This window comes from Martelella sp. FOR1707 (genome assembly GCF_053484265.1).
The window spans coordinates 114,265-138,906 of sequence record NZ_JBAKFP010000006.1; the positions used below are offsets into that span (position 1 = coordinate 114,265).

The 24,642-nt window shown below is 61.1% G+C and carries 21 protein-coding genes; 4 read left to right on the plus strand and 17 right to left on the minus strand.

Features of this window, described 5'->3' with window-relative positions; genetic code table 11:
- Positions 1-22 precede the first annotated feature (22 nt).
- On the plus strand, positions 23-601 hold the full coding sequence (locus V6765_RS17555; protein WP_448431122.1) for an acyl-CoA thioesterase: 579 nt from the start codon (positions 23-25) through the stop codon (positions 599-601).
- Between the two features lie 22 nt (positions 602-623).
- Positions 624-1,544, plus strand: coding sequence for an NAD(P)H-dependent flavin oxidoreductase (locus V6765_RS17560; protein WP_448431124.1), 921 nt, complete (start codon positions 624-626; stop codon positions 1,542-1,544).
- A gap of 45 nt (positions 1,545-1,589) precedes the next feature.
- Here V6765_RS17560 and V6765_RS17565 read toward each other — a convergent pair whose 3' ends face one another.
- The 8 genes from V6765_RS17565 to melA (V6765_RS17600) all read right to left on the minus strand — a co-directional run bounded on the left by V6765_RS17565 (position 1,590) and on the right by melA (V6765_RS17600) (position 12,641).
- A complete protein-coding gene (locus V6765_RS17565; protein ID WP_448431126.1) occupies positions 1,590-2,516 on the minus strand; it encodes an electron transfer flavoprotein subunit alpha/FixB family protein in 927 nt (308 codons plus the stop codon).
- Positions 2,516-3,277, minus strand: a complete 762-nt coding sequence (locus tag V6765_RS17570; RefSeq protein WP_448431128.1) for an electron transfer flavoprotein subunit beta/FixA family protein — start codon at positions 3,275-3,277, stop codon at positions 2,516-2,518. The genes V6765_RS17565 and V6765_RS17570 overlap by 1 nt, the downstream gene beginning before the upstream one ends.
- 325 nt (positions 3,278-3,602) lie before the next feature.
- Positions 3,603-4,976, minus strand: a complete 1,374-nt coding sequence (gene melA, locus V6765_RS17575; RefSeq protein WP_448431130.1) for an alpha-galactosidase — start codon at positions 4,974-4,976, stop codon at positions 3,603-3,605.
- A gap of 17 nt (positions 4,977-4,993) precedes the next feature.
- Positions 4,994-6,664 carry an ABC transporter ATP-binding protein gene (locus tag V6765_RS17580; protein ID WP_448431132.1) on the minus strand — a complete coding sequence of 557 codons (1,671 nt, stop codon included), beginning with the start codon at positions 6,662-6,664 and terminating at the stop codon, positions 4,994-4,996.
- 16 nt (positions 6,665-6,680) lie between these two features.
- Positions 6,681-7,805: an ABC transporter permease gene (locus V6765_RS17585; protein ID WP_448431134.1), complete on the minus strand. Its 1,125-nt coding sequence runs from the start codon at positions 7,803-7,805 to the stop codon at positions 6,681-6,683.
- On the minus strand, positions 7,802-8,815 hold the full coding sequence (locus V6765_RS17590; protein ID WP_448431136.1) for an ABC transporter permease: 1,014 nt from the start codon (positions 8,813-8,815) through the stop codon (positions 7,802-7,804). Before V6765_RS17590 ends, V6765_RS17585 begins: the two co-directional genes overlap by 4 nt.
- Before the next feature lie 113 nt (positions 8,816-8,928).
- Positions 8,929-11,025: an ABC transporter substrate-binding protein gene (locus V6765_RS17595; protein WP_448431138.1), complete on the minus strand. Its 2,097-nt coding sequence runs from the start codon at positions 11,023-11,025 to the stop codon at positions 8,929-8,931.
- Between the two features lie 143 nt (positions 11,026-11,168).
- A complete protein-coding gene (melA, locus tag V6765_RS17600; protein ID WP_448431140.1) occupies positions 11,169-12,641 on the minus strand; it encodes an alpha-galactosidase in 1,473 nt (490 codons plus the stop codon).
- Between the two features lie 193 nt (positions 12,642-12,834).
- Here melA (V6765_RS17600) and V6765_RS17605 point away from each other — a divergent pair, with 193 nt between their 5' ends.
- Positions 12,835-13,788, plus strand: coding sequence for a helix-turn-helix domain-containing protein (locus V6765_RS17605; protein WP_448431519.1), 954 nt, complete (start codon positions 12,835-12,837; stop codon positions 13,786-13,788).
- A 436-nt stretch (positions 13,789-14,224) separates the two neighbouring features.
- Here V6765_RS17605 and copM read toward each other — a convergent pair whose 3' ends face one another.
- The 8 genes from copM to V6765_RS17645 form a co-directional block, all read right to left on the minus strand.
- Positions 14,225-15,682 carry a CopM family metallochaperone gene (gene copM, locus V6765_RS17610; protein WP_448431142.1) on the minus strand — a complete coding sequence of 486 codons (1,458 nt, stop codon included), beginning with the start codon at positions 15,680-15,682 and terminating at the stop codon, positions 14,225-14,227.
- Positions 15,683-15,698: 16 nt separating this feature from the next.
- The gene (locus tag V6765_RS17615) at positions 15,699-16,118 is read right to left on the minus strand and encodes an RrF2 family transcriptional regulator (protein WP_448431144.1); all 420 of its coding nucleotides are present in this window, start codon (positions 16,116-16,118) and stop codon (positions 15,699-15,701) included.
- Positions 16,119-16,427: 309 nt separating this feature from the next.
- A complete protein-coding gene (locus tag V6765_RS17620) occupies positions 16,428-17,708 on the minus strand; it encodes a TRAP transporter large permease (RefSeq protein WP_448431146.1) in 1,281 nt (426 codons plus the stop codon).
- Positions 17,708-18,208: a TRAP transporter small permease gene (locus V6765_RS17625; protein ID WP_448431148.1), complete on the minus strand. Its 501-nt coding sequence runs from the start codon at positions 18,206-18,208 to the stop codon at positions 17,708-17,710. The genes V6765_RS17620 and V6765_RS17625 overlap by 1 nt, the downstream gene beginning before the upstream one ends.
- Positions 18,209-18,273: 65 nt before the next feature.
- Positions 18,274-19,206, minus strand: coding sequence for a dihydrodipicolinate synthase family protein (locus V6765_RS17630; RefSeq protein ID WP_448431150.1), 933 nt, complete (start codon positions 19,204-19,206; stop codon positions 18,274-18,276).
- Positions 19,199-20,206 (minus strand): phosphoglycerate dehydrogenase, encoded by a 1,008-nt coding sequence (locus tag V6765_RS17635; RefSeq protein ID WP_448431152.1) that lies wholly within the window; start codon positions 20,204-20,206, stop codon positions 19,199-19,201. The genes V6765_RS17630 and V6765_RS17635 overlap by 8 nt, the downstream gene beginning before the upstream one ends.
- 70 nt (positions 20,207-20,276) lie before the next feature.
- Positions 20,277-21,044, minus strand: a complete 768-nt coding sequence (locus tag V6765_RS17640) for a glucose 1-dehydrogenase (protein ID WP_448431154.1) — start codon at positions 21,042-21,044, stop codon at positions 20,277-20,279.
- Positions 21,045-21,182: 138 nt separating this feature from the next.
- Positions 21,183-22,202: a TRAP transporter substrate-binding protein gene (locus V6765_RS17645; protein WP_448431156.1), complete on the minus strand. Its 1,020-nt coding sequence runs from the start codon at positions 22,200-22,202 to the stop codon at positions 21,183-21,185.
- A gap of 461 nt (positions 22,203-22,663) precedes the next feature.
- On the opposite strand from V6765_RS17645, the gene V6765_RS17650 reads away from it, so the two are divergent.
- On the plus strand, positions 22,664-23,302 hold the full coding sequence (locus V6765_RS17650; RefSeq protein WP_448431158.1) for a GntR family transcriptional regulator: 639 nt from the start codon (positions 22,664-22,666) through the stop codon (positions 23,300-23,302).
- Positions 23,303-23,492: 190 nt separating this feature from the next.
- Here the strand turns inward: V6765_RS17650 and V6765_RS17655 are convergent, their stop codons facing one another.
- Positions 23,493-24,614, minus strand: coding sequence for a Gfo/Idh/MocA family protein (locus V6765_RS17655; protein WP_448431161.1), 1,122 nt, complete (start codon positions 24,612-24,614; stop codon positions 23,493-23,495).
- Positions 24,615-24,642 lie beyond the last annotated feature (28 nt).

The following is a 24,642-nucleotide window of genomic DNA, read 5'->3' on the forward strand; positions in this document are numbered from 1 at the left end:
CCAGAAGGGTTTGGGGAACAACATGTATGTCTGGGGACGACTGATCAGGGCCATGATCAAGGCGAAATTCGCACCGACGATCCACCCGCCTGAAGATATCTCCTCGATTACCCTGAGGGTCTGGCCCCAGGACCTCGACATCAATATGCACGTCAACAATGGCAGATATCTGGCCTTCATGGATATCGGCCGGTTCGATCTGCTGGCACGATCCGGGCTCGGCGCACAGGTCTTGCGCGAGAAATGGCAGCCCGTTCTGACCGGGGTGAACGCGCGTTACCGGCGTTCGCTTGGCGTGTTTCAGCGCTTCCGGCTCGAAACCAGGGTTGCCGGCTGGACGGAGAACTCGCTGTTCATGGAGCACAAGATCATCCCGCTCAGCGGCCGGCACAAGGATGAAGTCGCGGTGACGGCGACAGTGCGCGCGGTGATGCTCAAGGATGGCCGAAAGCTGCCCGCGACCGAAATGCTCTCCCCGCTCGGCCCGCTCCCGGAAAGCCCGCCGCTTCCGGAAGCCTGCGCGCTGCTGATGTCGCCGGAGGAACGGGCAAGGGCGCGCAGCGGCGAGGACGCAAAAGCGCAAAACGCACGGCTCGGATGACCTTTCCGAGGAGGAGGAACCAATGCTGAACCCGACATCGCTTTCGGCGCGCCTGCGCCTTCCGGTGATCGCTGCCCCGATGTTTCTGGCCTCGGGACCAGATCTCGTGACCGCCTGCTGCCGCGCCGGCATCTGCGGCACCTTTCCCGCCCTCAACCAGCGCACCAGCGACGGGTTCGCCGACTGGCTGCGCGCGATCGAGGCAGACCTCGCCGCTTATGACAATCCTGCCCCCTTCGGCGTAAATCTGATCGTTCACAAGAGCAATACCCGCCTTGAAGCCGACCTGAAGATCGTCGTCGAACACAAGGTGCCGCTGGTGATCACCTCGCTCGGCGCGGTCAAGGCGGTGGTGGACGCCGTCCATTCCTATGGCGGGCTGGTCTTCCATGACGTCACGAATCGGAGGCACGCGGAAAAGGCGGTGGAGGCCGGCGTCGACGGCATTATCGCGGTCGCGGCCGGGGCCGGCGGCCATGCCGGCACGCTGAGCCCGTTCGCGCTGGTATCGGAAATCCGCTCGTTCTTCTCCGGCCCGCTGGCGCTTTCCGGCGCGATCTCGACCGGCGCGCATATTGCGGCAGCGCGCGCGCTCGGGGCCGACTTCGCCTATATCGGCACCCGCTTTCTGGCGACAAGCGAAGCGATCGCCCCCGGCGCTCACAAGCAGATGATCGTTGAAGGGCGCGCTGCCGATATCGTCTACACGCCAGCGATCTCGGGCGTTCCGGCCAATTTCTTGAGACCCAGCATCATGGCCGCCGGGCTCGACCCGGACAATCTGCCGCCGCATAAAGCCATGAACCTCGCCTCCGAGGCGAAGGCCTGGAAGGCGGTCTGGTCCGCCGGCCAGGGGATTGGCGCGATTGACGACATTTTGACGGTGGAAGCGCTCGTCGACCGGTTCGATGCCGAATATCGCGCTGCTTGCGCTCGACTCTGAAACCCGGCCGGAACCATCGTTCCGGCCGGCCTTGCATTGAAAGTCTCAGAGCTTCTCGGTCAGTTCCGGAACCGCACTGAAGAGATCGGCGACAAGGCCGTAATCCGCGATCTGGAAGATCGGCGCTTCCTCGTCCTTGTTGATCGCGACAATCACCTTGGAATCTTTCATGCCGGCCAGATGCTGGATCGCGCCGGAAATGCCGCAGGCGATGTAGAGATCCGGCGCCACCACCTTGCCGGTCTGGCCGACCTGCCAGTCGTTCGGGGCATAGCCGGAATCGACGGCGGCGCGCGAGGCGCCGACGGCCGCACCGAGCTTGTCGGCCAGCTTTTCGATGACCGCGAACTGTTCGGACGAACCGACGCCACGTCCGCCGGAAACCACGATGCGGGCCGAGGTCAGCTCCGGCCGGTCGCTTTCGGCCACCTTGTCGGCAACCCACTCGGACGCAACCGCCGCATCCGGCGCGCTCACCGTCTCGACGGGTGCCGCACTGCCCTCGCCCGCCGCCTCGAAACCGGACGTGCGGATGGTCACGAGCCGCACCGGATCGCGCGACTTCACCGTCTGGATCGCATTGCCGGCATAGATCGGCCGGTCGAAGGTCTCGGCGTCGAGAACGGCGACGACATCGGAAATGATCATGACATCGAGCCGGGCGGCGACGCGCGGCAGGATGTTCTTGCCGTCGCTGGTCGCCGGCGCGGCGATGACGTCGTAATCGCCCGCAAGCGTAACGATCAGTTCGGCGGTCGCTTCCGCCAGCCGGTGGGAGAGCGTATCGGCGTCGGCGACAAGCACCTTCGAAACGCCGTCGATGCGCGCGGCCTCATCAGCGGCGGCGGAAAGACCCGCGCCGGCAACAAGCAGGGTCACATCCCCGAGGTCGGAGACGGCCCTGACCGCGCGCGCGGTCGCATCGCGAACCAGAGTATCGCCGCTGGTTTCGGCAAGCAGCAGAACAGACATCACAGAACCCCCGCTTCGTTTTTCAGCTTTTCGATCAGCGCATCGACGGAATCGACCTTAATGCCGCCCTTGCGCCCTTCCGGCTCACGTGTGCGCACGATTTCGAGTCGCGGAGCGATGTCGACGCCGTAATCCGCGGCGGTTTTCTCCTCCAGCGGCTTCTTCTTGGCCTTCATGATGTTGGGCAGCGAAGCATAGCGCGGCTCGTTGAGGCGCAGGTCGGTGGTGATGATCGCCGGCAGCGCAACCGAAATCGTCTGCAGCCCGCCATCGACCTCGCGCGTGACCTCCGCACGGCCATCGGCAATATCCACCTTGGAGGCGAAGGTCGCCTGCGGCCAACCGAGCAGCGCCGCCAGCATCTGCCCGGTCGCGTTCATGTCATTGTCGATCGCCTGCTTGCCGGCGATCACCAGATCGGCCTTCTCGGCCTCGATGACGCCCTGCAGCAGCTTGGCGACGGCGAGCGGCTCGATATCGGTCGCAGCACTCTCGGCGGCCACGATCAGGATCGCCCGGTCGGCGCCCATGGCGAGCGCGGTGCGCAGCGTTTCCTGCGCCTGGCGAACGCCGATGGACACGGCGACCACCTCTTGCGCCACGCCCTTCTCCTTCAACCGGATCGCCTCTTCCAAAGCGATCTCATCGAAGGGGTTCATCGACATCTTGACGTTGGCGAGATCGGGACCGGACCCGTCCGGCTTCACCCGCACCTTCACATTGTAATCGATCACCCGCTTGACGGGTACAAGCACTTTCATGGCCGCACATCCTCCGTTTTCCCAGTACGGATAGAAATCTATCCTATCGGCGCCAATAGCTTCCCACGCCGAAATTACATATAGGTAAACTATATGACGTATAGGTCATATTACAGGACGCGTGGACTTTGCAAGCCCTTTCGAGCGTGACGCGCCGCCGCTCCAGCAGCGCATGCGCCGCTTTCACGAGAGCCGTCGAATGACTGAACAGAAACGTGGAGAAATGCCTTTGAACGATCGCTGCGCGATCATAGCCGAATCAGGGGCGCCCCTTGTGATGCAGGAGGCGCCCCCTATTGGCTCCGGGCCACGATAGCCGTGCCGCTCAGGCCGATTTCGCCGGTCGGACGATCCGTGCCCATTCCGGGATCCAGTCGTGATGGGCGATCAGCAGGTCATCGACCAGTGACCAGATCTGGTCGAGGTCGAGCTCGGCGGCTGTGTGCGGGTCCATCATCGCGGCGTGATAGAGATGTTCGCGGTTTTCGTTCACCAGGGCTGCCACCGTCAGTTCCTGCACATTGATATTGGTGCGGATCAGCGCCGTCAGCTGCGGCGGGAGATCTCCGATATGGGTCGGCTGAATACCGGATGCGTCCACGAGACACGGCACTTCCGCCGCGCAGTTTTCCGGCAGCGAGGTGATGCAGCCATTGTTGCGGACATTGCCGTAGATGACGGACGGCTCGCCGGTCCATACGGAGTTCATGATCGAGGAGGCATATTCCTTGCTCTGCTCGACCTTGATCTCATCGGCCTTCCTGTATTCTGCCGCCTGATCCTTCCATTTGGCGATCTGCTCGACGCAGCGGACGGGGTATTCGTCCAGCGGAATGCCGAATTTCTCGATCAGGTCCTCGCGGCCTTCCTTGATGAAATAGGGTGTGTATTCGGCAAAATGCTCCGAGCTTTCGGTGACGAAATAGCCGAGCCGCGTGAGCATTTCATAGCGCACCTTGTTGGGGCAGCGCGGGTTCCAGCTTGACGGTTTCGGGAACCGGCCCTCGCGGTAACCGCGCACCAGATCGGGGTAGAGGTCGCGGTAGCTGCCGTCTTTCTGGCGATGTTCGAATTTCAGGAAGAAGGCCATGTGGTTGATGCCGGCCGAGCGATAGCGGATTTCCTCGTAGGGAATGTCCAGATCGCGGGCGAGTTCGCCGGCCGTGCCCTGCACCGAATGGCAAAGCCCGACTTGCTTGATCTTCGGATACTTTTCCGCAATCGCCCATGTGTTGATCGCCATCGGGTTCACATATTGCAGCAGAATGGCCTCGGGGCAGACCTGCATCATGTCCTCGCAGATCGACCAGAGATGCGGCACGGTTCTGAGGCCCCGCATGATGCCGCCGACGCCGAGCGTGTCGGCGATCGTCTGGCGCAGCCCGTATTTCTTCGGCACCTCGAAATCGGTCACGGTGGCCGGTTCATAGCCGCCGATCTGGAAGGCGACGACGACGAAATCGGCGCCCTCCAGCGCCGCGCGCTGGTTGGTATGCGTGGTAATCACCGATTTCGAGCCAAGCGTGCGGGCGAGCTTGCCGGCAACGATCTCGCTTTCGGCAAGCCGCTCCGGATTGAGGTCCATCAGGGCGATGGACGCATCCTTCAGGGCGGGACGCTGCAAGGCGTCGCCGATGATGTTTTTCATGAAAACCGTGGAGCCGGCGCCGATGAAGGTGATCTTGGGTTGTCTTGCCATGGTGTAATTCCTCAAATTCAGGCGGCAACTTCGAAGGCGGCCTTGACCAGTCGCTTCGTGTAGTCTGTCTGCGGGTTCTCCAGCACATCGCGCACCGGACCCTGTTCAACGATTTTGCCGTGCTGCATGACGCAGACACGGTGGCAGAGCGCCCGCACGACCTTCAGGTCATGCGAGATGAAGAGGTAGCTGAGGCCCCGCTCGCTCTGGAGCTTGCGAAGGAGTTCGATGATCTGCGCCTGCACGGAGAGGTCGAGCGCCGAGGTCGGCTCATCGAGCAGGATGAACTCCGGCTCAAGCGCCACCGCACGGGCAATGGCGATGCGCTGGCGCTGGCCGCCGGAAAACTCATGCGGAAACCGGTGGGTGATGGAGCCCGGCAGGCCGGCATCGACAAGCGCATCGCGCACCCGCTCGTTGCGGTCCTTGCCGGACGAGCCGATATTGTTGACGATCAGCCCCTCCTCGATGATCTGGCCGATCGTCATGCGCGGGTTGAGCGAGGAAAACGGATCCTGAAACACCACCTGCATGCGCGAGCGCAAGGGCCGCATCTGTTCGCGGGAAAGCCCCTCGATGTGTTTATCGTCGAAGAGCACCGTGCCGCCATCGGAATGGATCAGACGCATCAATGCCTGGCCGAACGTGGTTTTTCCCGATCCGCTTTCCCCCACAAGCCCCAGCGTTTCGTGCTTCTTGAGCGTGATCGACAGATCATTGACCGCGAGAAGCTGGCTGTAGCTGGACTTGAAGAAGGTGCCGGTTTTCAGCGTGAAGGCAACCCGAACGTCCCGGCCCTCCAGAATGGTCTGCGAGCCTTCCGGCAGCGGATTGGCCTCGCCCGAGGGCTCGGAGCCGAGAAGCTTTTTCGTATAGGGGTGCCGCGGGTCGGTGAAGAGCGCCCTGGTCGTGTTGTGCTCTCGCACCACGCCTTCGCTCATCACATAGACATAATCCGAGAAATGCTGGACCACGGTCAGGTCGTGGGTGATCAGGATGACGGCCATGCCGAGTTCGAGCTGCAATTCCCGGATCAGCCCGAGGATCTGCGCCTGAACCGTGACATCGAGCGCCGTAGTCGGTTCGTCGGCGATCAGCACGTCCGGCTTGTTGGCAAGCGCCATGGCGATCATCACGCGCTGGCGCTGCCCGCCGGAAAGCTGGTGCGGGTATTGTTTTAAGCGCGCCTCCGGTTCCGGGATTTGCACCTGCCGCAGGAGCTCGATGGTTTCCTCTTCCGCCTTTTTCTTGCTCACGCGGCGGTGGGTCTGGATGGCTTCGACGATCTGGGAGCCGATCGTGTAGATCGGGTTCAGCGAACTCATGGGCTCCTGAAAGATCATCGAAATCCGCGATCCGCGCATATCCCGACGCCGGCGTTCGGAGAACTTGAGCACGTCCTCTCCATTGTATTTTATCGTGGCACCGTTGCCGACACGCGCGCGCTTTGGCAGCAGGCCCATCACCGTTCTGGCGGTGACGGACTTGCCGGAGCCGCTCTCGCCGACGATGGCGATGGTCTCGCCCCGATAGAGCTGGAACGAGACATCGCGCACGGCATTCACCGTGCCATCCTCGACCGCGATATCGACAGCGACATTGCGGGCGTCGATGATCGGCGCGCCCTGCTGTTCGCCATGGTCGCGCCGCGTGGAAGGCGCCGTGTCATGTCTGAGGTCGTCAGTCATTGAAAGCGTCTCCTTCTCAATAGGGGTCGATGGCATCGCGCAGACCGTCGCCGAACGCGTTGAAGGCGAAGACGGTCAGAAGCACGAAGGCGACAGGCGACAGCAGCCAGGGATAGGCGCCGATCACCGCGTAATTGGAGGTGTCGCGCAGCATCAGCCCCCAGGAAATCATCGGCGGTTTGACCGCAAAGCCGAGGAAGCCGAGAAAGGCTTCGAGCAGCACGACCGTGGGGATGGCAAGCGTGACCGCGACGATCACATGGCTCATCACATTGGGCAGGATATGGCGGAAGATGATGCGCTTGTCGGTGGCGCCGACGGCAATCGCCGCGCGCACATAATCCATGCGCACCAGCCCCATCGTCTTGCCGCGCACCTCGCGCGACATCTGCGCCCAGCCAAGCGCGGACATCACCGCGATGACGAAGCCGAGAAACACCTTGGTCGGGGCGGTGACGGGAATGAGCGAGGCCAGCGCCAGATAGAAGGGCAGTTGCGGAAAGGCGAGCACCAGCTCGACGAAGCGCTGGATCCACGAATCCACCGGCCCGCCGAAATAACCGGACGTCATGCCGACGGATGTTCCGACAATGGTGACGACGGTGACCACGGTGAGGGCGATCAGAAGCGAAATCCGAGAGCCGTAGAGAATGCGCGACAGCACGTCGCGACCCAGCTTATCGGTGCCGAGAAAATGGATCACGGAGCCATCGGTCGCGCCGATGAAATGGCGGTTGGCCGGAATAAAGCCGAACAGCCTGTAGGGCGCGCCCTTCACGAACAGACCGATGATCTGCGGATTGTCGTAATCCTTGCCGACAAGCGGCTGGAAGGTGACCGGGTCGAGTTCGCCGGTATCGCCAAGCGGATAGACGCGCGGCGGAAACACGAATTCGCCGTCCTTGCCAAACACAGTGACCATCTGCGGCGGCTGATAGGAATCGCCGGTGACGCGCGGATCGGCGGGCGACAGGAAATCGGCGAACACGGCGACGAACAGCAGGAAGACGACCAGGATCAGGCCCATCATGCCGGAAAACGACCGCTTCAGCCTGCGCCACACCAGTGCCAGATAGGTTTCGTTCTTGTCGGCTTCCGGTTCTTTGACCGTGTCGACGGTTTGCAGGATGTTGTCGGTCATGCCGCGGCCCTCCCGGTCTGTCTGACGCGCGGATCAAGGGCCACAAGCAGAAGGTCGGCGATGATATTGCCGATCAGCAGCATGGCCGAAAGCAGCAGCATGAAGGTCGCCGTGACATAGACGTCGCCCACCTGCATCGAACCGACGATGGCCGGGCCGACGGTCGGTAGCGCGAAGATGATGGCGACCTCGATTTCGCCGGTCAGCATGTAGGGCAGGACAACGCCCTGATACATGACGAGGGGATGCAGCGCATTGGGCACGGCATGGCGCATGATCACCTTGCGCTCCGAAAGCCCCTTGGCGTGCGCCGTCTCGACATATTGCATGTTCAGCGTGTCGAGCAGGTTGCCGCGCATGACCCGCATATTGTAGGCGAGCCCGCCAAAAGTGGCGATCGCGACGACCGGCCAGATGTGCTGCACCAGATTGACGAACTTGCCCCAGGACCAGGGCGCCCCGCCATATTGCGGCGAGAAGAAACTGCCCACTTCGTTGACGTCGAAATGGAAGACGAGGACGTAGACGATGATCAGCGCCATCAAAAAACGCGGCACCGTCATGCCGAGAAAGGCGACGCCCGAGAGCGCCGTATCGATCCAGCTATATTGGCGTGTCGCCGCCACGATGCCGAAGCCGATGCCGAGAATGGAGGCGAGGATGTGGCAGGTCAGCGCCAGCGCCAGCGTGCGCGGCAGCCGCTCGGCGACGACGTCGGAAACCGGCTTGTTGTAGTAGAGGCTTTGGCCGAAATCTCCGTGAAAGACGATGCCCTTTACCCAGTTCAGATACTGGACCGGCATGGAATCGTCGAGACCATGGGCTTTCCGATAGGCCTGAGCCTGCGCATCTGCCTGCTCGAATGAGGCTCCGCCCTGATTGATCGCCTGCGAGCGGATATAATCGCTGTAATCGCCCGGCGGGGCCTGGATGATGGCGAAGGTCACGATGCTGAGCACGAACAGCAGCATCAGCCCCGACATGATCCGGTTGAACAGAAATCGTGCCATTTTATCCTTGCGTCCCTTGGCTGTGCGGACCGGCAACTGGAGGAGAACAGGGTCGCCGGTCCGCGAGGTTGGCGGCGGCGCTTTCGCAAGAGCCGCCGCGACGCTTTCGGGTGTCAGCCTTCGACCGGGCCGTCGCCGCCCAGCTTGCCGGGAAGCGTTTGCGGAAACAGCTGATAGTCCTGCTGCTCGTCCGCCGGAACGAACATGCGCTCGCGGATAATCGCGTCTTCCGCCCAGTTGAACATGAAGATCGGCGCACCGGCGGCGACATTGTCGAGACGCTTGTTCACGATCAGCGCGCCCGGATATTCCGTCAGTCCAACCATGTCGACGTTCTGCGTTGCGACGGTCTGATACTGTTTCATCAGCTCGGCGCGCTCATTGTCATCGTCGGTTGCGATGAACTGGTTGACGATATCAACCATCTCTTTCTCATAAGGCATAAGGTCGACGGTTCCGTCCGGGCCGGCGCGGTGATGCCAGCTGGTACGGGGGCCGACCGGGGCCAGCTGCGTCGTGCCCTGAACCACAGATGCAAGAGAGGGCGGATTGCGCAGGATGTGCCAGTCAAAGTCACCGGCATAGCGCATCGAGTCATACTGATTGTTTTCGACTGCGTTTTGAATGACCCTGAGGCCGACCTGCTGGAGCTGGCCGATCACGGCTTCCGAAAGGTTTAGGTCTGTCGTGTAGTTCGATCCGACCAGCAGCACGATGTCCACATCCGCACCATTCAGCGTGTCGGCAGGCCAGTTGACGAAACCGTTGCCGTCCGTGTCCTCAAGGCCGACGGAGGCAAGCAGTGCCTTCGCGCCTTCCGGGTCATAAGGATAGTAATAGGTCGATTCCCGGTCATAGAAGCTGGTGCCGGAATTCAGGCCGCCGGGGTAGATGGCGGTGAACGGGCCGCGCACCAGCGAATCCCCAATCGCCTGACGGTCGAGCGCCATGGTCACGGCCTTGCGGAAGTCCGGATTGCGGTTGAGCTCACGCACGGCCTGGGCGCGTTCGTCAGGATCGCCCCAGCCATTGCCGGAGAGGTTCATGCGCATGTTGTAGCCGATCAGGCGCGGGCCGAATGCCAGTCTTGCCGGTGCATCCTCCTCGGCGGCGCGGCGCAGTGCCACGACGAAGTTTTCCGGCTGTTCGAGGTTGGAAAGATCGGCGGAACCCGCAATCGTCTGGATGTCGCGGTCGGCCCAAGTCGACAGCTTGTACTGCAGCTCATCGATGTAGGGCAGCTGGTGGCCGTCCTCATCGACTTTCCAGTAATAGGGATTGCGGCGCAGAACGATGATATCGTCGGGCCGGTATTCGACCGGCGCCCAGGCGCCCATGACCGGCCAGTTCATCATTTCCGGCGGAAAGCCGTTGCGATACTCGTCATAGGTCGTATCGGCATATTTCGGGTGTTTGGTCTTCAGTATATGCGCCGGGCCGGGGCAGAAATCGCCATAGGCCATGTTGAACAGATACTGGCGCGGGAAGGCTTCGGCAAAGGTCCATTCGACCGTGTAGTCGTCCACGGCCTTCAGTGTCGTGTCGGAGCCGAAGGTTTCGCGCGTTGCGCCATTGAGCGGAGACACATTCGGGTCGACGATATTGTCTTCCCACATGAACATAACGTCTTCGGAGGTAAAGGGCTCGCCATCCGACCATTTCGCACCCTCGATCAGGTGCATGGTCAGCGTGTGCCCGTCCTCCGACCACTCCCAGCTCTTGGCAAGGTTGGGCAAGGGCTCCATGTCACTCGCCTCAACCTGATAGAGCGGCGCGGTGCGGGTCAGGCACTCATACATGCCGATGTCGATGCCGCCCCATCCCTGCGCCTGGCCGGCCTGATAGTTCCAGCCTTCCGGCCGGCCCCCGATCACATGGCGCAGCGTGCCGCCGTAAACGCCCATGCCGTCCGGCATGTTGCCGGTCTTGAAGACCAGTGGCTCCTTCGGCAGCCGTTCCTCGACGGGCGGCAGCGCGCCGGTGTCGACAAATTGCTCCGTCACCCATTCCGGTTCGGAATAGGATGGCAGCGATCTGAATTCCTCGATCGCGTTGCGCGGCACATAGGTGATCTTGGCCTGGGCCGGGAAATCCGGCTGCGGCGGCACGACCGTCATTTCCGAAGCGAGTGCTCCGGAAACAAGGGCGAGGCTTGAAATCCCGGCGGCCAGGACACTGGCCAGATGTCGGGCAGAAAGGTGCGGTGTCATCGTGTCGTCCTCCCGTTTTGACACTGAATGCGAAGGCGCATGGCCGTTCGCCGGTTGTTCCGCCGGCAAGGCTCCTACCCACAAGGCCGCCGGAACAGGAAAGACCGGACCGGCATGCCGCCGGACCGGTCGAGATTAAAACGTCAGGCGTTGGCCGCCGCTCGCTCGGCTTCCTTTTCCGCGCGCATTTCATCGACCGAGCGAATATGCCGGCGAGCCGCCCCATCCCATTCGCGGGTTTTGACCGTGGCCCTAGAAAGCCGCTCTTTGGCGCCGTCGATGGCATGCGCATATTGCGGCAGCCATGCGGCCTGGGCGACAACCATCTCGTCCACCATCTGCCAGACCTCCTCCGGCGTGCAGACGGCGCCGACCAGCGGATCGTGCAGGACGGCCAGTTTCAGAAGATCGAGATCGCCGGTGACGGCCGCATGAACCGACATGCGCTGCACGTTGATCGAGGCCATGCAGGTAGCAGCACAGGCTTCCGGCAGCGTGATGCCGGCGACCATGTTGAGACCGAAACGGTCAACAAAGCCGGGCGATTCAATGATGCAGTCATCCGGCAGATTGGTGATCACGCCGTTGTTCTTGCGGTTGAAATGGCCGCGATAGACCCGGCCGGTCTCGAGCCCTTCGAGAATATAGCTGGCATGTTCGCTCGAGCGCTTCTTCGGGTCGATCGGCTTTGCCGCATCTTCAAGGAAGCCGTCATATTCGGTCTCGAACCAGTTGCGATTTTCCGCCGTGTAGCGCAAATAGCCGCCGGTTTCGCCATGAATCCAGTCGGACATGTCGATCCAGCGGGTAATTTCCTCCGGGCGCTTGCGATACCAGGGCAGGTATTCGGACAGGTGGCCGTTGCTTTCGGTCGAGTAGACGCCGAAACGCTTCAGCACGTCGATGCGGACCTTTTCCTGTTTCGAGATCACCGGATGCGCCTCGAAGGCGGCGATCAGTTCGTCCTTTTCGATTCTGCGGCCGTTGACGCGCAGATCGGTGAACCAGGTCTGATGGTTGATGCCGGAGCAGATATAATCGAGTTCGTCCTGTTTAACGCTGAGCACTTCCGCGATCTGTTCCGCGCCGTGCTGGACGCCATGGCAAAGGCCGATCGTATCGACCTTGCCGTATTCATTGGCAGCCCAGGTGTTCATCGCCATCGGATTGGCATAGTTGAGGAAGCGGGCGCTGGGCTCGGCCACCTCGCGGATGTCCTTGCAGAAATCCAGAATGACCGGAATATTGCGCTGGCCGTAGAGAATGCCGCCGGCGCAGATCGTGTCCCCGACGCACTGGTCGACGCCGTATTTCAGCGGAATGCGGATATCGTCGGCGTAAGCCTCAAGCCCACCGACGCGAACGCAGGAAATCACATAGCGCGCGCCCTCGATCGCCTTTCGGCGGTCCGTGGTCGCGGTGATGGTGGTCGGCAGGCCGTTGGCCTCAACGATCTTCTCGAGGATGGTTTTCACCATCGTCAGGTTCTTCTCGCTGATATCCGTCAGCGCGACCTCGATGTCCGCGAACTCCGGAACGCACAGGATATCCTTGAACAGCGTCTTGGTGAAACCGACGCTGCCGGCGCCGATAATGGCTATTTTGAAAGCGCTCATAGCCGCCTCCCTGAAACAGGAACTACACACAGGGTAAAATCAAACGCAACACACAGGTTCGCCACTTCCGGAAAGGCCTTACCGAAAAGGTTGGCCTGACGGATATACTCTGCCTGCTATGCTTGTTTTTCAAACTCCCGGCCGGCATTATGCAGCACTCTGCGGAACATCACAGAGAGGGATTTGTGCTTTCATGGGTAATTTTGTGCTGCAGGAATTGCGAGAGAAAGCGCCCATCGGACGTCTGATTTCGCTGCCGCGGGGCCATCAGGATCTGCATGCCATGCCGGTCAGCGCCGGCTACGAGATCCGCACCAAGCCGGACTATCAGTGGGATGGAAGGCGCCGCGGGCAAAGCCCATACTCGGTGATCCAGCACACGATCGCCGGTGCGGGAAACCTGCGTTTTGAAAACCAGACCTACCGAATCCGGCCGGGTGAAACCATGCTCACCCTCATCCCGCACAATCACCGTTACTGGCTGGAAGAGGGCGGCATGTGGGAGTTCTTCTGGATCTCGCTCAATGGCGAGGAGGCGATGCGCATCCAAAGGGCGGTTTTGGCAACCACCGGTCCCGTACTGAAACTGAAGGAGGAGACGGTCAATCAGCTCGCCGATTGTCTCGGTCGACTGATCTCTTCGGAAACCGACACCCCGGCCCGGGCCTCTGCCGTCGCCTATGAGGTGACAATGCTGCTGTATGACGACGTTTTCGGCGTTCACACCATGCCCCCGGTGGAAAGCCGGGCGATGCAGCGGGTGACCCATTATATCGATGCCAATCTGGAAAAGCCGTTGCCTGTGGACAGGCTGGCCGAAATATCCGGCTTCAGCCGCGCGCATTTCTCGCGGCTCTTTGCCCAGTCGGAAGGCATGCCGCCCGCAGAATACGTGCTCCTGCGCCGCCTGAAACAATCGACACGGCTGCTGGCAAGCGGCGACCATACGATCAAAGAGGTAGCCGGCATGTCCGGCTTTGCCGACCCGAATTATTACGCGAAGGTGTTCCGCCGCTATTTCCGCGTCAGCCCCACGGAATTCAGAAAAATCGGCCTTGCCGCCAGCATCATGACCATGAACACCGAAACCCACCCGCCCGCGCTGCAAAAAGAGCCGGTCGAGTATCCGGAAACGGACACGGCCTAGGGACTATTCATCGGCAGTTTATTGGGACGTCGGTTCGGCCGGTCGCTCCTCTTTCCAACCGCCCTTCGCGTGATATCGCTATGCAATCTCTCTGTCTTGCAGGGCGAACAGATGAAGCCAGCGCTTGTCAAACAGTTCCTTGACTTCGGGATGGGTATCGAGAACGCTATTCTTGCGATTGCGCAGAAAGGATGCCTGCCCCGTCGCCAGAACGCTGCCATAGGTCGGAAGATCACCGAGATCCGAAATGACGCCGCCAGCGCTTCATGGCGATGCCGGCTTCCATTCTGTCGCGTTCAAAGGGCTTCGCGCCGGCCCCCTGCCCTCTCCGCCATAAGGCGAGGCGGCAAGGCGGCTTTCAATCCGTCTTGCCGCCTCGCGGATGCAGGGGCGGAGGATCGCCCGCCCCTTCAATGACCAAAGTGTGGCCTTGCGATCACTCGCTTTCGATACCACGCTGACGCAGCCAGGCGCGCATGGCGTCGATCTCCTTCTGCTGCTCGGCGATGATATGCTGCGCCAGTGCCATATTGACGCGATCCGATCCGGCAGCGAGCTGGATGCGGGCCATGTCGATGGCGCCCTGGTGGTGCGGGATCATGCCGAGCACAAAGGCAACGTCCGGATCGTCATGGCGGAGACCTTCCATCATCTCTTCATGCATGCCCATCATCGACTGCTCATAGGCTTCGGTCACCGTCAGCGCGCCGGCGTCCGGGGCTTCCGTTCCCTGCCCGCTATTGTCACCGTTCATATCCGGAGAGGCGATCGGACCGTGCGGATACTCAAGCGAGAAGGTGTGGGTCGCCATTTCGGTCTGTTCGGTGCGCAGCTCGGCCATCGTCTGCGCATCCGGGCCGAAGAAGGCGGCATGAAGGCCCCAATAGGCGGTTGCAAAAATCACCAGCGCCGACGCAAGGCCGAGCGGAACGCCGACAAGCGAGCGCCGGATCCAGCCCCAGAAATGCAGCTCCCGAGTATGGTCGACTGCGATGGCGACGATGATGGCCATGATCAGCGCGTGGCCGATCAGGTCGATCCGCCCGAAGGGGTAAACGGCGGCATTGAAGATCACGAAAAGCGCGATGGCCGAAAGCCTGCGGATGAGCGGCGTCGCCAGCAGGCCGAAGCCCATGGTGAATTCGGCAACACCCGCCATCGGGATGAACATGTCGCGCGGAATGCCAAAGGTCAGGAAGGGCTTTTCGACCACCAGCGGATAGAACCATTCCGGATAGGCGAATTTTTCGAGGCTCGACCACATCAGCGCGATGGCGACGCCCCAGCGCAGCAGTTCGAAGCGATGCTTGCGCCAGTCCGGGCGGTTGGAGCTTTCAAGCACCAGATAGCCCGCGACAGCAACGCCAAGCGCCAGATAGTCGAGCAGATGGAAGAACTCGTAATCGCGCAGCGCCAGAACCCAAAGGAAGATGATGCCCGCCGCCGAAAGCGGCATGGTCTTGCGCGACACGATGCCGGCGGCGATCAGAAGCTGCAGCCAACTGACCCATTCGGCGGGCGTCTGCAGATCTGGCGTCAGATAAATACCGCCGACGGCAAAAATCGCCACGAAGAACCCGGCAACGACGATGCGCATAAAGGCGTCAAGGTGCCGCCACAGCGGATCGGTCACCCGGTCCATGACATCCAGTGTCGCGGTACCGGCGGCGCTGCGCTCGATCAGCCGCGCGGCGATGAAAAAGACCAGGACCAGGACGATTCCGGTCCAGAAATAGGGATCGCTCAGTGTGCGCGTGAGCGGCGCTGGCGCCGCGTCGACGATATAGGGCGCGAACCACTTCACATGGGCGGAGGCCGAAACCGGAACCAGGGCGGCGCCCATGCCGAGAAGCCCGGCAAGGAATCGGTTGTTTTTTTGGTTGGGGGAAAACATGGAGTGCCTCCTTTGGTCAGGCAATTGCCGGCTTTTCTGCCGGCAGGGCAATGTCGGCGAGCGTCTTGCGATCACACTCGGCCAGAAAGGCTGCTTCAGCAGCAGCAAGTGTATGTTTGAGGCGACAGACCGGCGTGACGCTGCAATCGCCGTCCGGCGAAAAACACTCAACGAGAGACTGACCCTCTTCGAGAAGCCGAATGATCTCGCCAAGTCCAATCTCGGATGAGGCGCGCGCGAGGATCGCCCCGCCGCCCGCTCCTCTGCGGGTATCGACGATGCCGTGATGGGCAAGCCGCTGCATGATCTTGTTCAGGTGATTGCGGGAGACCCTGAACTCCTCGGCGATCTCCGCCGTCGAGAACACCCGTTCGGGATCGCTTGCCATCCGCATGAGGGCGCGCAGCCCGTAATCCGTAAAGCTCGTCAGTCGCATGATCCGCCATAACCTTTAATTGGCATTTAAAATACCAATTAAAGGTTATTTTGCTTGGTGGCAACAAGGCGCTACGACAGTTCTGCTATGTGTTTTAGACATGCCTCTTCAAGGAGGAGGACATGTCCCGAGAAGTCTCTGCCCGAAGAGCTTATAAGGCTGTTTACGGCCAATCATCCTTGGAGGCAGCCATCGCGCTTTGCTGCAAGGGCAAGGCCTCGTGATCGCGGCAGCGGATGAGCGGGTCAAACGCGCTCATCCGCGATGTTCGAAAATGGTCAAAAATGCAGCTTGATCAAGACGGATACTCTAATTGCCGACCACCGAGGGCAGCCAGAGCGTGAGCTGTGGCCAGAAGGTGATGATGAGAAGACCGACCAGAAGCAGGCAGAGGGGCACCATCAAACCCTGCACGATCTTGACCACGCTTAGGCCGGTCAGGCCGCTGGCGATATAGAGATTGGAGCCCACGGGCGGGGTGATGAAGCCGATCGCCAGGTTGACGGTCATGATCAGACCGAAGTGGATCGGGTCAACGTTGTACTGAGAGATCAGCGGCAACAAGATCGGCGTGAGGACGATGATCGCGGCAAGCGTCTCCATGACCATGCCGACCACCAGCAGCATCACATTGATCAACAGCAGCAGAACCAGCTCGTTCGAAACGTTTCCGCCAATCAGATTGCCGAGCATGGTCGGCACGCCGAGCAGGTTGAGCGTTCGTCCGATCGCCGCGCCGGTTCCGGCCAGAATGAGGATTGGCGCGATGGTCAATGCGGTTCCGGCGACGGTTCGAACCACGCCCAGTGGCGTCAGCTCGCGGAACACGACGATCGAAACGAAGGCGCTGTAGGCAACCGCGATCGCGGCCGCTTCAGTGGGCGTGAAGACACCGGAATAGATGCCGCCGAGCACGATGACAGGGGCCAGCAGCGCCCAGAAGCTGTCGATAAAGGCCCTGAACTTCGACACCCGGCCCGCATCGGTTTCGATCCTGTCCTTGTGGCGCGTGCCATACCAGAAGGCATAGCACATCAAAAGGCCGCCGATCAGCAGCGCCGGGAACACGCCGCCGATGAACAGAGCGCTGACGGAGACATTCGCCGACATGCCGTAGATGATCATCGGAATGCTGGGCGGCACGATCACGCCGAGCGTGCCGGCCGTCGTCACCAGCACAGTGGCGAATCTGAGATCGTAGCCCTGCTTGGTCAGGAGCGGGATTGCCATGGCACCGATGGCGGCGACCGTTGCGGGCGAGGAACCCGAAATCGCGCCGAACAGCATACAGGCCATCACGGTCGCGATCGCCAGACCGCCGTTCAGCCCGCCGATCAAGGCATCGGCAAAGCTGAACAGCCGGCGCGCAAGGCCGCCCTTGGTCATCAGGTCGCCCGCCATCATGAACAGCGGGACAGCCAGAAACGGGAAGGAATCGATTGCGGTGACGATCGTTCGAACGGTCTGTCCGGTGTTGACCGGCGCGCCGAACCACCCCGGGATGATAGCGCCATAGCCGAGCGCAATGGCAACCGGCACGGTGAGCAGCAGCAGAACAAAAAACGAAATGATGGACAGCGCCGGATACATCAGATGTCTCCATGCTCGTTTAGCGGGATCTGCTTGGCGACGAAATCGACGATCAGCGCCTGGATCGTTCTGACCAAGGTGAGGCTGAAACCCACCGGAATGGCGGCATAGACAACCCACATCGGAATGCCGAGCGCCGGCGACGTCTGGCCCAGCATGGCAAGACGCTCGATCAACGGAATGCTGGCCGAAATCATGATGGAGCTGAAGACGAGCATGCCGATATGGGCAATGACCGCAAACACCCGATAGCTTTTTTCACCGAACAGCAACGGCAGGAAATCGACGCTGATATGCCGTCTTTCCCGCACGGCGAGGCTGACCCCGACAATCGCCGACCAGACCAGCACATAGCGCGCCAGTTCCTCCGACCATGTGAACGGCGAACGCAGGAAGTACCGCATGATCACCTGCGCAAACAGGACCACGGACATGACGAGCAACGCGCCCGTCAAAAGGATGCGCTCAAAATAGCGTTCCAGGAAACGCAGGGCTTTCATGCTCACCTCCCAATCTCTTCACGAGGAAGCCGGGCGCGGTCGTGACAGCCGCGCCATCGGCAAGTTCATCCGGCTTTTGCCACCTTTTCGCGGAATTGCGCCGTGCCGGTTTCGATGTGCCCCAGAAGCGCTTCCAGCGCCCAGTATTTTTCGGCGATGTCGAAGTCAACAGCCCGGCTGGCGATGCCTCCGAACGTCCCCAGGCGCTGGTGATAGAGCTTGGCAAGCTTGGGATAGCCCATCGGCTCTGCCATGGCGGCGAGCGCAAGGAAAACAGCCAGTTCGTCAGCGAGTTCGCTGTGTTGCGGCCCCTTGGTCAATAGCCATTTATAGAGGTCTGGATGGAAATTCGTGAACACCCCGGTAAAACCGTTCGAGCCCGAGAGCATCGCCTGATGCGCAATCGCTGCATTGGCATTGACGATGGCAAGCGAGGTGTCTGCTGTCAACGCCACGCGCCGGCGCACCGTTTCGAGGTCGCAGGAGACATCTTTCAGGATGCCGAAACGATCCGAGCGCGCGCAGAACATCAGTTCGTCGTCGCTCAAAAGCCGCCGGTATGGTGCCGGGCATTCGTAAAGACCAAGCGGCAGGTCCTCCGGCAGTTTCTCCATCAGCCAGCCAAGATCGTCAATAAAGGCGGTCCCGCCCTTCTGGCCTGCGTCAAGACGGTTGGTGACGAGCACCAGCCCGTCGACGCCGGTTTCGGCGACGGCACTGAGTTCGCGCGCCTGATCTTCCAGCTTGTCGCTGACATGGCCGGAAGCGACGACAGGAAGACGGCCGCCCACGGTTTCGACGACGAATTTTGCGAGCGCAACCCGTTCTTCGAGGCTGAGAAAGAGCATTTCGCTCGACTGGCAGACGGCGAAAAGCGCATCGCAGCCATTGGCGATATACCATTCGATCAGCCGCGAAAGTCCCGAATAATCAATCGTGCCGTCGTCCTTGAACGGCGTAATCATCACCGGAATGATGCCTTCGATACGCTTAGTCATTGCTTTCGCCTTTGAGTACGCCGGGGTTGACCACATAAGGACGGATCCTCTGGTGGTGGCCGGACAGATAGTCGAGAATGTTTGAGACGCAGCGCTCGGTGACCAGCCTTTCGGCCATCTTGTCCATGCCCGAGACGTGCGGCGACAGGAGCACGTTGGAGAATTCGCGCAGCGGTGAAGAGGCCGGAAGGGGCTCGGTTTCGAACACGTCGAGGCCGACGCCGCCAATGCGGTCTTCCTTCAGCGCTGCAACAAGCGCTGCTTCGTCGATCAGCGGACCGCGCGAGGTGTTCACCAGAATGGCCGTTGGCTTGACGAGCGCCAGCCGCGCGGCATTGACAAGATGGCGGGTCTCGGGCGTCGAGGGTGCGTGGACTGAGATCAGGTCTGCCCTCGAAAACAGCTCTTCCAGATTTTCAACCCGCTTGGCGCCGAGGCCTTCGATCTGTTCGTCGCTGGCGAAGGGATCGTAGACGAGCGTGTCCATCTGGCTTGCCACGCAACGCCGCGCCATGGCGCCGCCAATCCGGCCAAGGCCGATGATACCGGCGGTGCGCCCCCAGAGGCCGGGGTGGAAACCATCGAAGAACCACTGGCCGGACTTCACCATCTGATCGCGCGGAACGATGCGGCAGGCCAGCGTCAGCGCCATGGCATGGGCGTATTCGGCCACGCTTTCGTGATTGGCGCCAAAGGCCATGGCAACCGGAACGCCGGCAGCGCTTGCCGCGTCCACATCGACCTTATCATACCCCACGCCCCAGCGCGCGATGATGCGCAGCGACGGCGCCGATTGCAGCACACGCGCCGTATAGGGCTCGCCGCCGGCAATGGTGGCGACAACGCCATCCTGCAGCTTTTCGATAAGTTCGCCCTCACTCGGAAGACGGAAGGTCTCATTGACCTCGACCGTAAAGCCCGCCTCCTTCAGCGGATCAAACAGGGCATCGCCGTTTTTGAACTGCTCGGTATTGACCAGTATTTTCTTGTGTTCAGTCATGATGCGTCCAGGCATTCTGGTTGGAATTTGCGGCTGCGGGCGCTGGGCCCGGCGCGACGGTCGGCGGCATCTACATGCCGCTCAGCAGGCCGCCGTCGACATAGAGCACCTGGCCGTTCATGAAGCTCGCGGCTTCGGAGGCCAGGAACACGGCAACGCCCTTCAACTCGTCCAGCTCTCCCCAACGACCGGCGGGCGTGCGCGCGCAGACCCAGTCGTTGAATTCCTTGTTCTCGAAGAGATCGGTGTTGAGCTCGGTGCGGAAATAGCCGGGGCCGATACCGTTGACCTGAATGTTGTGGCCTGCGAGCTCGCAGCACATGCCCTTGGTCAGCATGCGCACGGCGCCCTTGGTGGTGGTGTAGGGAACAATACTCGGCCGGCCGACTTCGCTGGCAAGCGAGCAGATGTTGATGATCTTGCCGCGCTTGCGTTCCGCCATGCGCGCCGAAACCTCGCGACCGACGAAGAAAACCGCGTTGAGATTGGTTTCGATCACGTCGCGCCAGAGTTCGTCCGTGATTTCGGTAAACGGCGACCGGCGCTGGATGCCTGCATTGTTGACCGCGATATCGATGGCGCCGATCTCGGTTTCGATCTTCTCTATGCCGGCCGCCACTACCTCGCTGTCCGTGACATCAAAGGGAACGGCGTGGACGGCGTAGCCCTTGTCCGCAAGCTTCGCCTGCGCTTCCGCCAGACTTTCCGGCTTTCTGGAATTGATGACGACCGTTGCGCCGGCATCGGCAAAAGCCTCGGCAATCGCAAATCCGATCCCTCGGCTGGAGCCGCTGACAAACGCGGTCTTGCCACTGAGGTCGAACATTTCCTTGATCATGAGTGTCTCCACGGTGGCACGCCTGCAATCACGCGAGATGCGGCCCTTCGCCCAGATGCGCGGTATTTCAGATGCATATCCTGCAATGTCGAAAACGGGACGCGCGCCACGCACGCGCCCCGCATCCGTCAGGACAGATCAGTTGGCGGTATTCGCCTGATCGATCGCGTTCAGCAGACCATCAACGATATCGTCGCCGACATCGGCGCGAATCTGGTCGATCATCGGCGCGGTGCGTTCCTGGAATTCGGCCAGCGCCTCCGGCGTCAGCGGGATGATTTCCATATGCTCGGCCAGTTCGGCGCGCTGATCAGCAAGCGCTGCATTCTGCGCATCCCACTGCGTTTCGATGGCATCGTCGAGAACACCGTCCACGACCTCCTGCAGGTCTTCGGGCAGGCTCTGGTACCAGGCATTGTCCATCAGAATGAGGTTTGCGAGCAGAATATGGTTGGTCTCGGTCAGGTAGTCCTGAACTTCATAGAACTTGCCGGAGAGGATGTTGAGGTAGGGGTTTTCCTGACCATCAACAACGCCCTGCTGCAGCGCGCCGTAAAGTTCGGTGTAGGCAATCGGGGTCGGCGCGGCGCCAAGAAGGTTCCACATCTCGATGTGATAGGGGTTTTCCTGAACACGGATGCGGAGCTTGGCCTTCTCGATATCCTCGACCGAGTGAACGGGAACATCGGAAGTGGTCAACTGGCGGAAGCCGATGTTGAAGAAGCCGGCGAGGCGGAAACCGCTGGGCTCCATGTAGCCTTCAAGGCTCTTGGAAAACTCGCTATCTAGCAGGACCTGCTTCTGCAGATTGGGGTCGGCCGGGAAAATGTACGGGATATCGAAGACAGCCAGCTGTTCTACGAAGGGAACCAGCGGTGATGTGCTCATCGTGGTGAGCTGGACATCGCCGAGCGCGATGCTCTCGGCCACTTCACGGTCGCCGCCGAGCGCGCCGCCGCCGTAGAGTTTCGCGGAAATGCGGCCGTCGCTCCGCTTGTTGATCTCCGATTCCATATATTCGAAGGCCTGATAGATCGGGCTGTCGGGATCGGTGACCTGCATCGACAGGACCATGTTGTAATCCGCCGCATGCGCGAGCGAAACGTGGGATGTGGCGATCAAAATGCCGCCGGCGGCAGCAGCCAAAATCTTGTTCATAGAAGCCTCCCTAAGACTTGTTTATAGCGACTGACGGCAGGCCGGAGCCTCTCTCCAAACCGCCCGACGACGATCAGACATTGCTGAAGCCGCCCGCTCAATCGTTGGTTCCGGCCCTCAAGATGGAGCCGTGCCATTTTTGATGCTGCTGGCCGGCGCCAGTGTCGGAAAACACGACATTCAAAAATGTTCGGAGATCTCTACATGCAACTGACATGTTAGTCAACACTCAGACGCATGCCAGCTATGCGCTGCGCCCGTCTACTCCCTCTCCTGTTCAATTCAGCATCGCATTGCGGGCAGCATCGCAATTGTTGACATGCACCTGACATGTTAAGATCGGATTCGATTTGCCCCAGCCTCTCGCAATCCGCTTGATCATCAAAAGAGACGACATGCCCGCTAAAACGCCCCCGAATTCGGTCTCCCCCGAACCGAGCTCCGAGCCGCCCGAACAGATGATGCGCGAAAAGGCCTATGAGCGGATCGAGGCGCTGCTCAATTCCGGCGAACTGAAGCCTGGACAACTCGTTTCCCAGCGCGAACTGGTAAAACTCACCGGGACCACGCTTGGCTCGATCCGTGAGGCGATCGCCCGGTTCCAGACTGAAGGTTTGCTGATTCCGCTGCCGAAGCGCGGCCTCATGGTGCCGAGCATGGATATCCAATTCGTGCGTGAGGCCTATGAGCTGCGCAAGGTGCTGGAACTGGCCGCCGTCGAGGCGGCGATGCGGAACATTCCGAAGGAGACGCTCGAATTCTGGATCAGAGAGTTTGAACGGGCAGAGGACGCCGCACCCGGCCAGGAGCAGGAACACGCGGATGCGCTACAGAAACTGGACTGGTCTATGCACAACGCGCTGATCGGGAGCATGCATAACGGGCTATTTCTCAACGTTTATCGGGTCACGGCGATCAAGATCCGGATGGCCGTGCAATACCGGTTGCGCGTTACGCCGTTCAACGCCGAACGCGTCAGACGCGAGCACCTCGCCTTCCTCATCCCGATGCGCGAAGGGCGTGTGGAAGCGGCTAAAAGCGCCTTGCAGCAGCATATAGACAATTCGCTGACCCTCGCTCTGGGCGGCACGGTCGCCTGATTCCGAGCACACGCTCCTTGGAAAAGTTGAGCGAGCGAAGCCAAGACCTCGTCAAGGTCGTCCCCGAAAGCCCGCCCAACGCGTGGACAACGGCTCTGTTTTCAAAGCCGGTTAGGAAGGAGAACCAGTCTTTTCCGTCTTCTTCTGGCAGCTCTCGCTGGAGCCTGACGGCGATAGTCGCGTATTGCCCTCAATCATAGCCGATGTCGACCCAGCCGCGCTTTTCATGCGCTTCGGCCATGGCGTGGACCGCGCGTTCGATTTCGACGCCTTTCTCGAAGTCGATCACATGGGCGGGTTCTTCGGCCATCGCGGCGATCAGGTGGCGGCATTCGATCACCTTGAGGTCGTTGAAGCCGAGGCCGTGGCCGGGCGCGGGAATGAACTGGCCATAGGGCGGGTGAGCAGGGCCTGCGAGAATCCGAGCATAGCCGGCCTCCTCGGCCGGCCCGCCGGCGCGGTAGAGCTCCACCTCGTTCATGCGCTCCTGATCATAGATGATCGATCCGGCCGAGCCGAAAATCTGGATCGCGATCCGGCCCTTGCGGCCCCAGGCGGCGCGGTTGGCCATCAGCACGCCGGAAGCGCCGCTTTCCATGCGAAACAGCACGCTGGCGATATCATAGGTTTCCACCGCGCGGCTGCCGCCGGTCTTCAGCGGACGTTCGGCATAGGGCCTGGCCATGTCCGTGGTGACGCGTGCCAACCGGCCGAACAGCATTCGGATCAGCGACAGCGGATGCACGGCGAAATCGTCAAGCGCGCCATAGCCGGAACTCGCCTCGCTCTTCCAGTAGAAGAACTGGTCCGGATCGGCCATGAAGTCCTCGTCCATCTCGATGCGGATGTGATTGACCGCGCCGATCGCCCCCTGCTCCAGAAAGCGCGCGATCTGGCGGATCACCGGGTTCTGGATGTAGTTGTAGCCGAGCACGGCGGCGCGGCCCGCGGCCCGTGCGGCGTCTCGCATCTTCAGCGCATCCTCGAACTTGGGCGCCATCGGCTTTTCGCACCAGACGTGCTTGTCGGCTTCCAGCGCCGCGATCGCCATATCCGGATGAAAGGCATTCGGCGCGGCGATCGAGATCACATCGACGTCGGGGTCCGCGACAAGATCGCGCCACTCGCCTGTCGCCTTCTCGAAGCCGAAGGCCCGCGCCTTATCGCGCGCGAGGTCCCGATCGACCTCGGCCAGATGCACGAGCCGGACAGGCGGGCAATCGCCGAAGGTCGGGCCGACGGCGTTCCACGCCAGGGCATGGCATTTTCCCATATAGCCGGTTCCGATCAGCCCAATACCAATAGATCTCATATGCAAGCCTCCCGCGCCGCCGTAGCGC

Coding starts and splice junctions, on each gene's coding strand:
- V6765_RS17555 (WP_448431122.1), top strand. CDS start 23: ATGTATGTCTGGGGACGACTGATCAGGGCCATGATCAAGGCGAAATTC.
- V6765_RS17560 (WP_448431124.1), top strand. CDS start 624: ATGCTGAACCCGACATCGCTTTCGGCGCGCCTGCGCCTTCCGGTGATC.
- V6765_RS17565 (WP_448431126.1), bottom strand. CDS start 2,516: ATGTCTGTTCTGCTGCTTGCCGAAACCAGCGGCGATACTCTGGTTCGC.
- V6765_RS17570 (WP_448431128.1), bottom strand. CDS start 3,277: ATGAAAGTGCTTGTACCCGTCAAGCGGGTGATCGATTACAATGTGAAG.
- melA (WP_448431130.1), bottom strand. CDS start 4,976: ATGGCAAGACAACCCAAGATCACCTTCATCGGCGCCGGCTCCACGGTT.
- V6765_RS17580 (WP_448431132.1), bottom strand. CDS start 6,664: ATGACTGACGACCTCAGACATGACACGGCGCCTTCCACGCGGCGCGAC.
- V6765_RS17585 (WP_448431134.1), bottom strand. CDS start 7,805: ATGACCGACAACATCCTGCAAACCGTCGACACGGTCAAAGAACCGGAA.
- V6765_RS17590 (WP_448431136.1), bottom strand. CDS start 8,815: ATGGCACGATTTCTGTTCAACCGGATCATGTCGGGGCTGATGCTGCTG.
- V6765_RS17595 (WP_448431138.1), bottom strand. CDS start 11,025: ATGACACCGCACCTTTCTGCCCGACATCTGGCCAGTGTCCTGGCCGCC.
- melA (WP_448431140.1), bottom strand. CDS start 12,641: ATGAGCGCTTTCAAAATAGCCATTATCGGCGCCGGCAGCGTCGGTTTC.
- V6765_RS17605 (WP_448431519.1), top strand. CDS start 12,835: ATGGGTAATTTTGTGCTGCAGGAATTGCGAGAGAAAGCGCCCATCGGA.
- copM (WP_448431142.1), bottom strand. CDS start 15,682: ATGTTTTCCCCCAACCAAAAAAACAACCGATTCCTTGCCGGGCTTCTC.
- V6765_RS17615 (WP_448431144.1), bottom strand. CDS start 16,118: ATGCGACTGACGAGCTTTACGGATTACGGGCTGCGCGCCCTCATGCGG.
- V6765_RS17620 (WP_448431146.1), bottom strand. CDS start 17,708: ATGTATCCGGCGCTGTCCATCATTTCGTTTTTTGTTCTGCTGCTGCTC.
- V6765_RS17625 (WP_448431148.1), bottom strand. CDS start 18,208: ATGAAAGCCCTGCGTTTCCTGGAACGCTATTTTGAGCGCATCCTTTTG.
- V6765_RS17630 (WP_448431150.1), bottom strand. CDS start 19,206: ATGACTAAGCGTATCGAAGGCATCATTCCGGTGATGATTACGCCGTTC.
- V6765_RS17635 (WP_448431152.1), bottom strand. CDS start 20,206: ATGACTGAACACAAGAAAATACTGGTCAATACCGAGCAGTTCAAAAAC.
- V6765_RS17640 (WP_448431154.1), bottom strand. CDS start 21,044: ATGATCAAGGAAATGTTCGACCTCAGTGGCAAGACCGCGTTTGTCAGC.
- V6765_RS17645 (WP_448431156.1), bottom strand. CDS start 22,202: ATGAACAAGATTTTGGCTGCTGCCGCCGGCGGCATTTTGATCGCCACA.
- V6765_RS17650 (WP_448431158.1), top strand. CDS start 22,664: ATGCGCGAAAAGGCCTATGAGCGGATCGAGGCGCTGCTCAATTCCGGC.
- V6765_RS17655 (WP_448431161.1), bottom strand. CDS start 24,614: ATGAGATCTATTGGTATTGGGCTGATCGGAACCGGCTATATGGGAAAA.